Here is a 15,922-nt window from a genome sequence, read left to right as displayed (position 1 = left end):
CATGTAAACTCAAAACAAATATTTTTTTGTCATGGAAGTAATGTATGCCAGCCTCTTACCTGCCTGCACAACCCCTGATTTATTTTCAGAAGAGCTACAAAAAAGTAACAAGTTTAACAAAAACAGTTCGGTAAATTACTCATTACTTTTTTCTCTATACAAGTAAATTTATAATGGTAAACTAACGATGCCATTGGGGATATTTTACTCTAAGATTGAGAAAATATATGGGTATAAGTTTTTCCAATAGCAGCATGGAGAAGTCTGGATAAAAATTGCATTTGATTTGCCTGTTTTGTGAGGGTGAAAGGAGCCATAACGAAACATTTTCCCGATAGTTACCCTCTATTAGAGTATGAGTGGTTAGCCGAGCCACCCGAGAGGAAGAAGGAGATCGGGGAAGACATCGTAATCATTTATTTTTTCCTTTTCAATTTATCGGCATGTTTATCTCTGATTAACAGAAATACTGAGATTATGCGACTTGTACTTGCTACGGCTACCCTATTTACCGTTGCTTTTCTAGCAACATCAATGTCGAACACCGAAAGTGCGGATCGCGCCAATGCGAACCTCGCGGTGAGTCCGACCACTGATGATGAGATGGCTGCGGCACCAGATGAGGAGGATCCGGCGTTAATGGCATCATCTGCAACCCAGGTGTCCTCGCCTGAGCCAGAGAATGCCACGGATCTCGCTTCGTCTGTCGCTGCTGCAACAAATAAACAGACGGCTCAGCAAATGCTTGCCGAGTCGCTTCGTCGAGACCTAGATAGCGTTCGAGAGATTCGCTTACAAGGCGAAAGCCGTTCTCCGGTGTTCATTCCAGAGTTTAGCGCCGCTTCTCCTTGGGCGAACGTGGCACCTCCGGAAACCCTGGGTGCCGAGCCATTGCAGGAGAGTGGTGCCTTGGCTCGAAATTCGCCGGTATCTAGAGCAACGGTGGCGATGCGAGACCGAGGCGTTTCCCCCAGAGCTGCCGCACCAGCCGTAACGAATTCCGTACCTGAAATCATGGAACGGCCTGGGGTGAAAGTCGAGCGGGTTAGATCGGGGGATGCTAGAGATTTGCTGCGAGTTCCGCAACGTCGCGCGAATCCCGCACCGGCGATCGCTGCCGTTCCGGATAACCAGAATTGGGTTCAGCCTGCCGCCTCCACGCGGGTTGCGGTAAGACCGAGCGATCGCACCCGGGTATTGCCGGTTCCGGAGCGTCCGCCGAGTTCCTTACCCACCCTTTCATCGGGACAATCGATTCCGGTGCCGACGCCGCAACCTGCCCCAGTGAGCGATCGCGCCAGACAAGGCAGTGCTAAAGACCTTTTACCCATCGCCCAACCCGAATCCAGATCCGATTCATCGGCGATCGCTGCCGTACAATCTACTCCCGATTACTCAGAAACCATAGCACAAACTCGCACCGATATCTACCGTCCCGATCCACAAGCCGTTCAAGTTTTTGAACAAGAAGTGCAAGAACTGCAAGAAAATGCCGTGGTTGAGGATATTATTGAAGCCTCACCGTCGCTCACCATTGTCAATCCCACGGGATATGGTGCCGATCGCAACACCGGCTATCTTTCTGCCACCTATCAACAACGGGTGCGAAACACCGAGTCCGATGATGCAGCCTTTGCCCTGGGGTTTGGATTTGGTGATGCTCGGGAAACCGTTGGGGTGGAACTGAGCTACACCTTTGCCAGCTTGGGAACGCGGCGAGACTTTGGCACCGGTGGATTCAACGTCAAGGTGCATCGCCAATTTCCCGATGATTGGTCTGTGGCGGCGGGATGGAATGGTTTTGTCAGTATAGGCGACGATCTGGATGGATTTGAAGATTCGGTCTATGGCGTCGTTAGCAAAGTGATTCGCACCCAAGAATCCATTAGTTCCCCCTTTAGTCGAGTTGCACTGAGTGCTGGAGTTGGAAATGGGCAATTCCGCACTGCAGATGCACTGGAAGATGATGAGGACGGAATCGGGGTTTTTGGCAGTGTTGCCGTGCGGGTGGCTAAACCCGTCAGCGTCATTGCCGAATGGACGGGTCAAGATTTAGCGGTGGGGGCTTCGATCGCCCCGTTTAAAAATGTTCCATTTGTGATTACACCAGCCGTGCGCGATATTACCGGGACAGGGGATGGAGCGCGGTTTGTATTGGGTGCTGGGTTGGGTTTTCGCTTTTAAGGAGAAAACATAGGAGAACAGATGACGATGAAACTTTACAGAAAGTGGGCGCTGGGTTGTTCTGCGATCGCAGCCGCTATGTGCCTGGTCACTGCTAGAGCGGTTTTTCCCCAGTCCGATGTGACCGGCACCAATACCTGGAACGATACGACTCCTATCTTTGAAATCGAGAGCCAACTCGATCCGGAAACCCTCGCGCAAGCCCGAGAATTTTCACAAGCCTTAAATGACGCTTATGCAGCTTGTGTTGCTTCGGTGGAAGAGGTCTCTACTCTTCCCCGACGGTTTACGAGACAGCCAAGGGAAGAAGAGGGCGTCTGTATTAGCGCCGAGTGCGTTGAATACAATCGCTTGCTTGAAGAAGCGAAAACTTTCTTGAGTCGTCTCGATATTCCCGAAGAAGAACGACTCAGAGCAATTCAAAATTTACGGACTTGGTAACCAAAAGGAAGTGTAACATCATGCAATGTCACCTTGGGTTGAAACGCACCATAAGCCGAGTTGCGATCGCCTCGGTTGCTGCGATTTGCTCGTTCAACACTCTTTCTGCTCCTGCATTCGCTGAAGATAGATTTAACAATAATAGCATCCTGTTTGAACTCGATACCATTATTGAATTTGAATTTCTCGAATCCAACGGTGCCTATCAGTCCACCTTTGGAGTGGTTAATTTAGAAACCGGGGAAAAAACGCCCCTGCTGGTGGAAGTTAGACCCTCCGATCGCATACAGAGTGTGGAGCGCCCATCTAACTACCAGGATGACGCAGGTCAAGCCAACCCCGATGACTTTAAAGGCACTCCCGGAAATGCCGTTCCCCAGCCCTTAGTCGCTTTTGAATTTAAGGCCAATACCCCCTATGCATTTTACCTGGAATCTTCCTTAAACGGTCGCCCGGTGGGTATTCTTTACTCCATCAATCGGGAAAATCCGGGTGGAAACCAGCAAATCAGATTTCAGGGGAACTTTACCGACTTGGGAGACGGTGGAGTGCTCCTGCGTTGGGACGATACCGGCTCGGCATTAGTCAGAAGTGATTTACAAGACGTTGATTTTGATGATTTTATTATCGGTGTAGGCGGTTATTTAGACTGTCCGTTTTAGCTAATTAAATCTGAGCCTTTTTGAGTAGGGTGGGCAGTGCCCACCCTACTCAAATTCACCGCCCCAGTCCACTTACATTGAAGTTCTATTGATTTCGTTTAAATTCACCCTTTTACCTTGCAATATTGACCCCGTAGCCCTAGTTAACACTGACGCTTGAATTATGGATACAGAAGCGAATTCTCAACCTTTACTCCCTCAGTGGAACGGCCACCCGTCTCCCTCACAATCGCCGATGTCTGGGATGATGTTGCCGCCCCTGAATGAAGATGTGGATGCGTTAAATCTTCATCATTTGCTGTCTGTGGCGCGTCGTCGGTTCTTTTTGCTGGCGGGCGTCAGTATCGCTGTTGCTTGTGGCGTTGTGATGAAGGTTTTGACCCAAACTCCGATTTATGAGGGACACTTCCGTCTGTTAGTGGAGCCAATCAAGGGACAAGAAAAATTCGATAAAATCAATCAAACTTTAGCCATATCTGGGCAACCTGGGGAAAGCCTGGATTACGAAACCCAGATTCAGGTTCTCTCTAGCGAGCCAGCGATCGATGCAATCCTGCCCAACATTCAAGCTCGCTATCCGGAGGTTAACTCAGAAACCATTGCCAGTCAAGTCAAAATTCAACGATTGCGCGATACAAAAATTTTAGACATTCGCTATCAAGATACGGATCCAGAAAAACTAAACTTTATATTAAAAAAATTGGCAGATGGATACATAAGCTATTCCGAAATAGAGCAGCAAACAAGCTTGCGGCAGGGCTTAGAATTTGTTGACGAACAGTTGCCTTTGTTGCAACAGCGAGTTGACGCCTTGCAAGAATATTTAGAAGAATTTCGGCAACATTATAATCTCATCGACCCGGAACAGCGCGGCCAGATTTTATCGCAACAAATCGGAAGTCTGGTGAACGAACGACAGCAAACCGAATCGCAAATCGTGCAAACGCAAGCCTTGTATGGAAAATTGCAAGGACAGTTGGGGTTAGAGGTGGAGCAAGCGATGTTAGCGGCGTCTCTGAGCGAAGCACCTCGCTATCAAGCATTGCTCAACCAGTTACAAGAAATTGAAGGAAAAATTGCCCGGGAGTCCACGCGGTTTACGGGGCGCAGTCCAGCGGTACAAGCTTTGATCGCTCAGCGGAATAATTTATTACCGTTATTGCAGGAAGAAGCATTATTGATTTTAGGCCGCAATGCTTCTCGAGTGCGCGGAGATATTCGTGCCATCTCTTCGCCGAATTCGATTCGCCTGGATCTGACTAATCAGCTTATGGAAGCTGTGAACCAGATGGAAGTGCTTCGGGCGAGACAATGGGCGATCGCGCAAGCGGAAAAGCTGATGCGCCAGCAAATGCAAGAACAAGCCACCCTGATGCGGCAGTACACGGATTTACAACGGGAACTGCAAGTGGCTACCGAGAGTTTAAATCGCTTTCTGGCAGTGCGCGAAAACCTGCAAATCGAAGCGGCGCAAAATGCCATGCCTTGGCAACTGATTTCCGCACCGGAAGTCCCGGAAAATCCGATTTCGCCTAACGTGCCGCGCAGCATACTCCTCGGCGCGATCGCTGGCATCCTTGCCGGCATCGGTGCTGCTTTATTAGCCGAAAAACTTGACACCAAATTTCACTCTCCCGAGGACATCAAAGACACGATGGGCGTTCCGCTGTTGGGCGTTATTCCTTTTCAAAAAGAACTCAAAGACCGATCGCGAGGCGAAATCTCCGACGGCGAACCGTTACTTCCCTCTACTGGCGGCTATCTCTTTTCTCGGTTTTTGGAGGCATTCCGATCGCTCCATGCTGACCTCTATTTTATGAGTCCGGATAAGCCCCTGAAATCGGTGGCTATCAGTTCTGCACTGCCAGCAGAAGGGAAGAGTACGATCTCGATGAATCTCGCCCAAGCTGCTTCGTCAATGGGCAATCGGGTCTTATTAGTGGATGGAGATTTGCGCCGTCCGCAAATTCATCACCAGATGGATTTGCCCAATGTGTGGGGACTGAGCAATTTGATTTCTACCGATTCGCTCAATTCTAATGACATTATTCAGCGATCGCCCCATGACCCCAACTTGCATGTTTTAACCGCCGGCCAAGTGCCGCCAGATCCGGCGCGACTGCTCTCGTCCCAACGGATGAAACAATTAATTCAAGAATTCCAAAGCGAATTCGATTTGGTGATTTTCGATACCCCACCATTGGGAGTGATTGCCGATGCCAAATTTATCGCGGCTCATACCGATGGATTGGTCATGGTAGTCGGCATCGGACAAAGCGATCGCGGGCTTTTGCGCGAGGTTTTCGAGGGCTTAAAAATGTCTCGCACTTCCGTACTCGGCATTGTCACTAATGGGGTTAAACGACATATGCCAACCTCCTACAACTACTACGATCGCTATTACCTTTCCGAGGATCGGGAAGTCCAACGCCAGTAAGCAGCACTTTGCAATTTGCTCAAAATAATCGGCAACGCCTCTCTCTGGAAAAAACCAACCTAGAGACGAGAAATTTCTGCATAATACCCTTTTTCTCAAACCTCGCTCGCGATCCACCGCCTGTAGGGATATGGCATGCCATATCCCTACATTTCATCTGCATCCTTCCTACATGAAAAACGCTATAGCCTCATTTTTACCTCCCTTCCACAGCACAGCAGTGCGTGGCAATCCCGTTGATTCACCCGGTGAAATACCCGGAATATTTGTGGGGGGAAACTTAATCGGTGGCGCAAGTTATAGACATTATGCGCCACAAATAAAACATCCTAGTTCACCCGCTCCGTCAACAGGTTTGCAGCGGAAAGGAATCGAGCAAAATTCAAGTGAATTGCTGGTGCATGACCTGCCATTTTAGAAGCTACCAATCAGATGAGTGCAAATATATTTATCTAGGTAAAATAATCAATTTTCGCCATTAAACTTAGAGTAAAAACGCAATTAACAAAAGTGTAGACAACCCAAAATTAAACCAAATAGTCTTAAATTTATGAATTGTATAAGTGCCGGATAATATGTCGAAGCAATTAGTCGTTATTTCTTGTCTAAAAACATCCAATAGTTTTAGGAATCAAAAGCCGATTCTAATAAATATTAAAAACGCCTAAAATTTAGGTTACGCAAAAAGTATTTACAGATATGTCTTAAGCTTTCTTAGCGGGGTATCGAAGTAAGCAGGGGGATAAATTATTTTGCACATTTATTGGGGGGAGGCGGAGGGGTGGGACGTTCCCAGGCAGGAGCCTGGGAACGAGTTAAACGAGTTAAGCCTGGGAACGAGTTAAAGGAGTTAACGAGTTAAAACCTGCAAATTATTTTGCATAAGTGCTTAGCATCTGATGATGCCGATGAAACCATTTTTTTTAATGGCGATGCGTCTTCAAATTGCCCTGGCATATTTGTAGGAGAACGTGGCGTTAGACACTGAAGAAGAGGGGGAGTAAAAAATTTGGGGCGATCGCGTTCCTCGGGGACAAACATCGAGTAAAATGGTCCTGCATCCGGCACTTACACCTTCTGTTAACACCCATGCATTCTGATTATCTCGAACGAATCCTCAATGCCCGCGTGTACGATGTTGCCCAAGAAACGCCCCTAGAGTTTGCCCCCAACCTCTCGGCGCGACTGAACAACCAACTCTTGCTAAAGCGAGAGGATATGCAGTCCGTTTTTTCCTTCAAGCTGCGCGGCGCGTACAACAAAATGGCGCAATTGCCACCGGAACAGCTTGCCGTGGGCGTCATTGCTGCCTCGGCGGGGAACCACGCCCAAGGGGTTGCTCTGGGGGCCTCGCGCCTGGGAACCCGGGCCATTATCGTCATGCCGGTCACCACGCCCCAAGTGAAGGTGGATGCGGTGAGGTCCCGAGGCGGGGAGGTGGTGTTGCATGGGGAGACCTTCGATGATGCCTATGGTTACGCGCGTCAACTGGAGGCGGAAAAAGGCTTAACCTTTATTCATCCCTTTGACGATCCAGACGTGATTGCCGGACAGGGAACCATCGGCATGGAAATCCTGCGGCAATACCAAAAACCGATTCATGCGATTTTTGTGGCGATCGGTGGTGGCGGTTTGATTGCCGGCATTGCGGCATATGTGAAACGCTTGCGCCCGGAAATCAAAATTATTGGGGTCGAACCGGTGGATGCGAATGCCATGTATCAATCCCTGCACGCCGGAGAGCGGGTGCGCTTATCCCAAGTGGGGTTATTTGCCGATGGGGTAGCGGTGCGCCAAGTGGGAGAAGAAACGTTCCGGGTCTGTCAGGAGTACCTGGATGATGTGATTTTAGTGGGAACGGACGACACCTGCGCGGCGATTAAAGACGTGTTTGAGGATACGCGATCGATTCTCGAACCGGCAGGGGCCTTGGCGATCGCCGGTGCGAAAGCTTACGTGGAACGGGAACAAATCCAGGACGAAACCTTAGTTGCGGTTGCCTGCGGCGCGAACATGAATTTCGATCGCCTGCGCTTTGTGGCAGAACGCGCCGAACTGGGGGAACGCCGGGAAGCGATTTTTGCCGTCACCATTCCGGAAGAACCGGGGAGTCTGCGCAAGTTTTGCGATACAATGGGCACCCGAAACCTCACAGAATTTAACTACCGGATTGCCGATCGCCAGGTGGCTCACATTTTTGTCGGCATGCAAATCCAAAATCGCGCCGATGCGGTGCAGATGGTGGAAACCTTTGAAGCTCATGGGTTCGAGACGGTTGACTTAACCGATGACGAACTGACTAAATTGCACCTGCGCCACATGGTGGGCGGACATTCTCCCCTGGCACACCACGAACTGCTCTATCGGTTCGAGTTCCCCGAACGGCCCGGGGCTTTGATGAAGTTCGTCAATTCCATGAGTCGCAACTGGAATATCAGTTTGTTCCATTACCGCAATAATGGATCCGACTATGGGCGCATTGTGGTGGGCATGCAGGTTCCACCGGCGGAAATGGACGAGTGGCAGAAGTTTCTCGATACCCTGGGCTATCGCTATTGGGATGAAAATGACAATCCGGCGTATCAGTTGTTTTTGGGATAAGGGAGGTGGCTGACGCCTAACGTTTCTTTCCCGGGTTCCTCAACCTTCAGACGGCGCAGCCCCACGATTGGATGAGTCAGTCCCTTTCTGCAAAGCTAATTTGACTGATTTTGCGAAAATATTGCTCATAGCGGGGTACAATACATTCCGTTTGTCGCCTAGATTTGGCGCTTTCACCTGACCCATTGAATTTTCTGATGCAATCATGCAAGTTATCCCTATGCTCCGACTCTATGCCCTGGACAAACCCCTTGGTTTGAGATTCGCCTCCCGTTGGGAATTGGCGATCGCCCTGGAAGCTTTGCTGAGTCACATACCGGGCTGCAAATTCTTTGGGGTCATCGGTGAAAGGTGAAATTTTGGCTTTAAAATCAGGTAGAATTGTAAGTTTCGTGCAATCAAACACTGTTCTCAATCAACCGACGGTAACAGCCTCATCCACCCGGACCGCAGAGTTACCCTTTACCCTGCAAGACCTCAAAACGGCAATTCCTGCTTTTTGTTTTGAACCCTCGGTGGGAAAGTCTCTGTTTTATTTTGTTCTCGATGTTTCGATTATCGCGGGTTTGTACGCGATCGCCGCTACCCTCGATTCTTGGCTTTTTTTCCCCATTTTCTGGGTGATGCAAGGCACCATGTTTTGGGCGTTGTTTGTGGTGGGGCATGACTGCGGTCATGGATCCTTTTCCAAAATCAAATGGCTGAATAATCTCATTGGGCACCTGTCCCATACGCCGATTCTCGTGCCTTTCCACGGTTGGCGTATCAGTCACCGCACTCATCATGCCAATACGGGCAACCTGGATACGGATGAAAGCTGGTATCCGGTGTCGGAAACCAAATACAACGAGATGAGGTGGTATGAAAAGCTGGTGCGCTTTTATTTACCGTTGCTGGCGTATCCCATCTATCTATTTAAGCGATCGCCCGATCGCGACGGTTCCCACTTTCTGCCCAATAGCCCCCTATTCCGTCCCTCGGAAAAATGGGATGTGGTAACCAGTTCTGCCCTTTGGCTGCTGATGGTTGGCTTTTTGGGTTTCCTGACTTATCAGTTTGGTTGGCTGTTTCTAGTCAAATACTACCTGGTTCCTTATCTTATCTTTGTGATGTGGTTGGATTTAGTCACCTTCTTGCATCACACCGAAGCGGATATCCCCTGGTATCGCGGAAAAGATTGGTATTTCCTGAAAGGCGCATTGTCCACTATCGATCGCGATTACGGGTTTATCAATCCGATTCATCACGATATTGGCACCCATGTGGCCCATCACATTTTTTCTACCATCCCCCACTACCATCTAAAAACCGCAACTGAAGCGATTAAACCGGTATTGGGTGATTATTATCGCCAGTCTAGCGAACCGATTTGGAAGAGCTTTATTCGCTCTTATTTCTCTTGCCATTTCGTCAGCGATCGCGGTTCCCAGGTTTACTATCAATCTGGTTGGAAGCGCTCTAATTAATTCGCTTTTTCCCCTTTTAATTGCCCGGTGCAAACCGGGCACTCTACCGACAAAGCCCGCCCGCGCGGGCTATTTTTTTGCCGATGTAATTTATATATTGCATAAACCCCGCGATCGACACCGCATCAGCCATGAAAGCTAGAGGCGGATGATGGAAGATATCCAGGTCTTCACAAGGAGTTTCTCGCGCCTCTGAGAGATTCCGAGATGACACCCCGCATCGGGTCGAGGGGCTGTTTTTCGCGTTACCCAAACAGGGCGATCGCATTTTCCTCCCCAACTTCCCCACCAATTGCAATTGTCAATTGTCAATTTCAGGACTTACGCACCACCTTCACGGGTAGGGTGGGCAAGGAGTTGCCCACCCTACGGCTCAAAATTACTCAATTCTTAATTTTCAATACTCAATGCAGTTAGGGGTCAAAGACTAGAAAGTGCAGCCGACGAGCCATAACTCTAGCCGCGCGCTTCTAGTCTGTGACCCCTAACAAAGCGATGGAACTGCGGTTAGTTCCAAATTAGCAAGGTGCAATTATTTTTTGCGAGGCACCAGAGCTTCGTAGTTCATGTTGAACGTAGAGACTCTTGGCGGTGGATTGCCTTGAGCGTTATTCAGAGAGCGCGCCATACCCAGATAGCCGGCGGGGTCGCCTTCGCGAAGCCGCTTGTCTTGGGGAATAAAGCGGCGCACTTGATTTTGCCAGACAACTTGGGGGAAGCCCAACTGACTGCGGTGGTACGCACCATAGCGGGGAGTTTTCAGGTTAAAAGGAGTATCGCCTTTAGCCTGCTGGGGAAGGATGCGACGGCGCTGATAGGGCACCGTATCGTAGCCGAAGTTGTCCAGATACTCTTCGCTATCGAGCACAGCATCGATAAAACCTTCCACGCCTTTAGTCGCGATGACAATCGACCAAGCGATTTTTTCCCGTTCGTTGTAAATATCGCGGCCCAAAATCCGCTGCACGCAGATTTCAGCAAAGCGATAGTTGCTGTTGGTTTCGTAATTGAGGGTCAAAAACGCCGGCGAAGTTGCCAAAGCGCGGATGAAATCGCGGACGGTGATTTGACCGTACCGCAGTTGGGACTCAGCGAAAGTTTGACGATTGCTCTTCAGGATTTGGTGTTCGCTGAACACTTGACGATAGCTGGCCCAAATCAACTCATCCATCTCAGTGGGAGAGGGTAAGTTTTCGGTGGAATAGACCTTGGGTTGTTCTTCGCTACCGACTTCGTATCCAGCAACGCGCTCGTTTTGGCTCTTTGGAGCGTACTGTAACAAAGGTATTGCCACGTCAGAATCTCCGTAATGTCAAATTCTAATTATCTGCGTTCGGCACAGAAGAGAAGCACCGGGGGTCCAACGTAACGGATCCGTACAGAGGGATGGGACTCCGAAAGTACGCGATCGCCGATCGTTGGCGGAGGATGCTTGCTCGCCGAGCGCCGATTTAATAAATAGACATCATTCAGATTACGGGATTACGGTAATCTGCGTCTAAATTTTCTCACCGAACGCAACAATCTGTAACATTTCGAGAAAAAAAGTATTATTCGCGACCCATCCAGAAGGCCAAAGAGTCAGCGGTGGAGCCACAGTGAGGCCAATTTCGCAAAGTAGCCTCCATTGTTTGGGGATCCATCCCCTCCACCACCGGGGGTGGGAGGCCCAAGCCCAAACACAGATGAGTCAGAACCTCGAAAAAGGGGCGATCGTGTCCGGGAGACTTCAAATGGGCGTGGGCATATTCATGCACCACGATGCTCAACCAGTCGGCGGGTGCAGTGCGACCCACATCAATCAGAATCACCACCGGATCCAAGAGAATATTGCAAAGGGCATCGATGCCAAATTCCGGGGCGATGGGGGCGGCAAAAATTTCGATCGCCCGCCTGTCTTGGGTGGGAAAGCACTGATGACAGGCGCAGAGACACTCCGCCAGTTCTTGGTTGAGGGCGTCAATATGTTCGCCGATCCAGGTACAGATGCGGATCCGATCGATGATGTCCTCCCCGCCGGCGATCGCATCCGAGGTCAGGGCTTTTTGACGCAACCCATTCAAATACTCCGATCCGCGCACGAACGGATCGCTCATCGGGTCTGGAAGTTGCGACGCCGGTGGGCGATCGCTCCGGGAGTGACTCCCCGGGGAAAGCACCGGGGAGAGACCTTCACTCGAGGACTTCGGCGGTTCCCCGGGACTCCCTTCCCGGTGTGGATCACCAGCCGAAGGCGGAATGGAACTGTGGGGGGGTTGTGGCATTCTCCGTGGATTCTGCTTTGCGATCGCTATGGCTGGCTGAATCTGGGGCGGCATGGATCCGGCTTTCGCTACAGAAAGAAGCGGTACTAAACCCGCCAAAGCGCGTTACCGTACTCGTCCGCAGACGCAGATCCGGACTGGCAAACCAAAAGCGCTCGATAACGCTCATGGTTTCGTATTCCGTAATCAAAACCAGCCCGTTTTCATCATCGATATGATACTGACCCGCCACCGGGACAATTTCTGCATAACCGCGTTCCCGCAATAGTTTGCCCATTGAGGGATTGTTCGGTTCTGGTACCAAGGCAAACACCGTGGATCCTTCGTGATTTTCATCCTCGCGGTCCCACGCCATCGACCCGGCCCAGGTGACATAGGCTCCCCCTACCGCCGTCCTTGGATCCACCTGATGCATTTCGCAGATCTCTATGACTTTGGGGTGATTTTGCTCCAGGGTTTCCACTTGGATTTGCGAATCCCCCATCTCCGCCCGTCTAAAGGCAAGATGGTGGGTCGTGCGCTGCGATCGCCAAGTTCCAGCACTTTGGCGAAAAAACTCCATTGCATCCATGAAAGTTATCTCCGTTGGGTGATGCTTCGCGGCTGTTTCCCTTTTATGATAAGGCTTACAGGGCTTTAAACCATTTTTTTTTTCAAGATTTTTGCCAAACTGTACATCATGGACAGTTTGTCAAGGGTTTGTTACGATAATTTACAAACCAAGGAATCAAACCCGACACTACCCACGTCTGGGTGAATAATTCAATCATTGAAAAACAGGAGGACAATTCTCATGGAGATGCCCACAGGTTTGAGCATGGAACAAGAATTCAAACTGCAAGTGTTGCGCGAACAAGTCGCTACCCTCACTCGGGAACAGGCGCAAGAGTATTTACTCGAAGTGTTGCGGCAAAATATGGTCAAAGACAATTTGTTCAAGTACCTACTGAAAAAGTCGGCGTAGGGAGGCGGCGAATGCAATTGCGATCGTCATCAAACCTATCGCGTAAAAGCAAATCGGGTGAGTTGCACCCTCGAGTTGCAAAGAATATTCTGGCGATCGCTGTTTCCCCCATCCCACTCAACTGTGTTTTTCGTTACTAATTGAATCGGGAGGTGAGTCCAACTCAATTCACACTCTTTCCCCCCATCGTTCGCTTCCTCGCAGAATTCCTTAACCAAAACGACCGCGAATATATTGTCGCGTTAAAGATTGAGCCGGATTCAAGAAAATCATCGGCGTTTCATCGTACTCCACAAGATAGCCGACTCTTCTGTGATTTTCACTGAATTCTACATTAAAAAAAGCCGTCATATCCGACAGGCGCGACGCCTGCTGCATGTTGTGCGTGACGAGCACGATGGTGTAATGTTGCTTGAGTTCTTGCAGGATTTCTTCCAGGGTCAGAGTGGATATGGGATCTAGGGCAGAACAGGGTTCGTCCATCAAAATCGCTTCTGGTTGCACGGCTAACGTGCGGGCAATGCACAACCGCTGCTGCTGACCCCGAGACAAAATCAAAGCACTTTTGCGGAGTCGATTTTTCACTTCTTTCCACAGATCCACTTGGATGAGCGATCGCTCCACTAACTCATCGAGATTCTTTTTTAATCCGATGCTTTTCGGACCAAATGCAATATTTTCGTAAATCGACATGGGCAAGGGATTTGGTTTTTGAAACACCATGCCGATCCGACGCCGGATTGCCACCGGATCCACACCAGAATCGTAGAGATTTTGCTGGTAATAGGAAACACTTCCTTTCAGACGAAAGTTTTCGATGCGATCGTTGAGTCGATTAAAGCAGCGAAGTAACGTACTTTTACCGCAACCACTCGGGCCAATAAAAGCGGTAATGTTGTTTTTGGGTATTTCTAAATTAATGTTACGCAGGGCGAGAGCATCTCCGTAATAAACATTTAAGTTTTTTGTCTGCAAAACGCTCTCGGTTTTTTTGACGGTGGGAATGCGATCGGGCATAGAAATCATCATCGATCCTAGGAATTTATAGTGGATCTCGCGGGTGAGTGGGCGACAAAAACACGCTCGGGGTACAGAGAGTTTGGCACAGGGTCGATGGCGGAAACGCGCCGATGATGGCGCAGGGGTATGAGAGCGATCGCGAGCATTTCACGAGGGAGTCTCAATTTAACCTGTGCTTAACCCGGCCATAAAATGGCACGCGCTGCTGTAGTTAGTATTACCGTAGTGCGAGAAATCTCTACCGTCTTTCCCTCAAAATTGGGTTAATTTTTAATACAGTAATTTTTCAGTTTGTCAATAAATATTGCAAAATATTGCGTTAGTTGCGCCAGAGTGCATAAGAATTGAGAATTGAGAATTGAGAGAACTGGCTGAAGGTTGGCGGTGTGAAGGTCAGCAGAAGGTTCAGGGGGAAGAATTGAGGAATTTTCCTTGACAAAAGAGAGGAGTTGTGGTATGTCAGGGAGGATTTGAAGGGAGGAAGTGGGAGCGGATCCGGTGGCATGAGGGGAAGGGTACGGCTTTGGCGTGGTAAAATGCCTAAACTTCACGAACACAGAACTCAAAGGGCTGAAAGTGGTTCAAGCACCCAGATCGACAACCTCAACTCCGTCAACCCCACGGTGGACTGGAAGCGCCGCCGTGCATCCAGGGGAGTCAACCCAGCAACTTCGCGAGTCTCTAGACCAGTTAGCCAAGCGGATTATAGCAGGCGATCGCCTAGAGCGAGAAGAAGCCCTCGCCCTCACCGAAATTGAAGGCGAAGAAAACATCATGCTGCTGTGCGAAGCCGCCGATCGCGTTCGACAAGCCTGCTGTGGCAACACCGTAGACCTGTGCAGCATCGTCAACGTCAAATCGGGCAATTGTTCGGAAAACTGTAGCTTTTGCTCCCAGTCAGTACATCATCCCGGGCAAGATTCGCCGATTTACGGTCTCAAATCCACCGAAGAAATTCTCGAACAAGCCAAATCCGCCGAAGCTGCAGGGGCGCGTCGGTTTTGCTTAGTCTCCCAAGGACGCGGACCGAAATACAGCAGTCCGAAATCCCAGGAATTCGAGGGCATTTTAGAAACCGTGCGGCGCATCATTGCCGAAACCAATATCAAACCCTGCTGTGCCTTGGGAGAAGTGAGTCCAGAACAAGCTCAAGCCCTGGCTGAAGCAGGAGTGACGCGCTATAACCATAATTTAGAGGCATCGGAAAACTTTTATCCCGAAATCGTCACCACCCATACCTGGAGCGATCGCGTGGAGACGGTGCAAAATCTAAAAGCTGCCGGGATCCAAGCTTGTACCGGGGGAATTATCGGGATGGGCGAAAGTTGGTCCGACCGAGTAGACTTAGCCTTAGCGCTCCGAGAGCTAGAAGTGGAATCGGTGCCGTTAAACCTGCTCAATCCCCGCCAGGGAACTCCCCTGGGCGATCGCACCCGGTTGGACGCCTATGAAGCGCTCAAGGCGATCGCGATTTTCCGCCTGATTCTCCCCACCCAAATCATCCGCTATGCTGGCGGACGAGAATCCGTCATGGGAGAACTGCAAGCCCTCGGACTGAAAGCGGGTATTAACGCTATGCTCATCGGGCACTACCTGACCACCCTCGGTCAACCGCCAGAAAAAGACCATGAAATGCTCGCGGAACTCGGACTCGAAGGTGGCGAAGCGCCGGTACCGGGCATTGAGAAGTGAGCGATCGCAAATTGAAACGCGATCGGCACTGAAATTGTGCCGTTCAATTTTGGATTTTCATCCGGAATCCGGTTGAGATAGTCTGACAAAACCCCCTACCCGACAAGGGTGGAGGTGAACAACTGTCGCCCGCCTGCGCGGGCTAATTTGAAAAAATACTTTTGTCAGCCGGATTGGCGATCGCCTCTCGA

General features: G+C 50.0%; 13 protein-coding genes. 9 read left to right on the top strand and 4 right to left on the bottom strand.

Annotation, left to right across the window (positions count from 1 at the left end):
* Positions 1 to 477 precede the first annotated feature (477 nt).
* The 7 genes from LKK83_RS21740 (at position 478) to LKK83_RS21710 (ending at position 9,791) form a co-directional block, all read left to right on the top strand.
* Positions 478 to 2,184 (top strand): hypothetical protein, encoded by a 1,707-nt coding sequence (locus tag LKK83_RS21740; RefSeq protein WP_324633437.1) that lies wholly within the window; start codon positions 478 to 480, stop codon positions 2,182 to 2,184.
* 27 nt (positions 2,185 to 2,211) lie between these two features.
* On the top strand, positions 2,212 to 2,625 hold the full coding sequence (locus tag LKK83_RS21735; protein ID WP_324633436.1) for a hypothetical protein: 414 nt from the start codon (positions 2,212 to 2,214) through the stop codon (positions 2,623 to 2,625).
* Between the two features lie 20 nt (positions 2,626 to 2,645).
* Positions 2,646 to 3,287 (top strand): hypothetical protein, encoded by a 642-nt coding sequence (locus tag LKK83_RS21730; protein ID WP_324633435.1) that lies wholly within the window; start codon positions 2,646 to 2,648, stop codon positions 3,285 to 3,287.
* A gap of 163 nt (positions 3,288 to 3,450) precedes the next feature.
* On the top strand, positions 3,451 to 5,724 hold the full coding sequence (locus tag LKK83_RS21725) for a GumC family protein (RefSeq protein ID WP_324633434.1): 2,274 nt from the start codon (positions 3,451 to 3,453) through the stop codon (positions 5,722 to 5,724).
* Positions 5,725 to 6,813: 1,089 nt separating this feature from the next.
* Positions 6,814 to 8,325, top strand: coding sequence for a threonine ammonia-lyase, biosynthetic (gene ilvA, locus LKK83_RS21720; protein ID WP_324633433.1), 1,512 nt, complete (start codon positions 6,814 to 6,816; stop codon positions 8,323 to 8,325).
* Between the two features lie 205 nt (positions 8,326 to 8,530).
* On the top strand, positions 8,531 to 8,680 hold the full coding sequence (locus LKK83_RS21715) for a hypothetical protein (RefSeq protein ID WP_324633432.1): 150 nt from the start codon (positions 8,531 to 8,533) through the stop codon (positions 8,678 to 8,680).
* A 37-nt stretch (positions 8,681 to 8,717) separates the two neighbouring features.
* Complete coding sequence (locus LKK83_RS21710) at positions 8,718 to 9,791, top strand: fatty acid desaturase (protein WP_324633431.1); 1,074 nt, start codon at positions 8,718 to 8,720, stop codon at positions 9,789 to 9,791.
* A gap of 532 nt (positions 9,792 to 10,323) precedes the next feature.
* Here the strand turns inward: LKK83_RS21710 and LKK83_RS21705 are convergent.
* The 3 genes from LKK83_RS21705 to LKK83_RS21695 form a co-directional block, all read right to left on the bottom strand.
* Positions 10,324 to 11,085 carry a phycobilisome rod-core linker polypeptide gene (locus tag LKK83_RS21705; protein WP_324633430.1) on the bottom strand — a complete coding sequence of 254 codons (762 nt, stop codon included), beginning with the start codon at positions 11,083 to 11,085 and terminating at the stop codon, positions 10,324 to 10,326.
* Between the two features lie 256 nt (positions 11,086 to 11,341).
* Entirely contained in the window at positions 11,342 to 12,055 is a 714-nt protein-coding gene (locus LKK83_RS21700; protein ID WP_324633429.1) for a hypothetical protein, read from the bottom strand.
* On the bottom strand, positions 12,012 to 12,626 hold the full coding sequence (locus LKK83_RS21695; RefSeq protein WP_324633428.1) for a phycobiliprotein lyase: 615 nt from the start codon (positions 12,624 to 12,626) through the stop codon (positions 12,012 to 12,014). The genes LKK83_RS21700 and LKK83_RS21695 overlap by 44 nt, the downstream gene beginning before the upstream one ends.
* A 222-nt stretch (positions 12,627 to 12,848) precedes the next feature.
* On the opposite strand from LKK83_RS21695, the gene LKK83_RS21690 reads away from it, so the two are divergent.
* Positions 12,849 to 13,019, top strand: a complete 171-nt coding sequence (locus tag LKK83_RS21690; protein ID WP_324633427.1) for an NblA/ycf18 family protein — start codon at positions 12,849 to 12,851, stop codon at positions 13,017 to 13,019.
* Positions 13,020 to 13,229: 210 nt separating this feature from the next.
* Here LKK83_RS21690 and pstB read toward each other — a convergent pair whose 3' ends face one another.
* Positions 13,230 to 14,045, bottom strand: a complete 816-nt coding sequence (pstB, locus tag LKK83_RS21685; protein ID WP_442957353.1) for a phosphate ABC transporter ATP-binding protein PstB — start codon at positions 14,043 to 14,045, stop codon at positions 13,230 to 13,232.
* A gap of 636 nt (positions 14,046 to 14,681) precedes the next feature.
* Between pstB and bioB the strand changes: the two genes are divergently transcribed.
* Positions 14,682 to 15,731: a biotin synthase BioB gene (gene bioB / locus LKK83_RS21680; RefSeq protein ID WP_324633425.1), complete on the top strand. Its 1,050-nt coding sequence runs from the start codon at positions 14,682 to 14,684 to the stop codon at positions 15,729 to 15,731.
* Positions 15,732 to 15,922 lie beyond the last annotated feature (191 nt).

It is taken from the genome of Phormidium sp. CCY1219 (assembly GCF_035615515.1).
Classification (GTDB): domain Bacteria; phylum Cyanobacteriota; class Cyanobacteriia; order Cyanobacteriales; family Laspinemataceae; genus CCY1219.
Note: the sequence above shows the minus strand (reverse complement) of the source record. Positions and strands in the feature narration are given on the sequence as shown.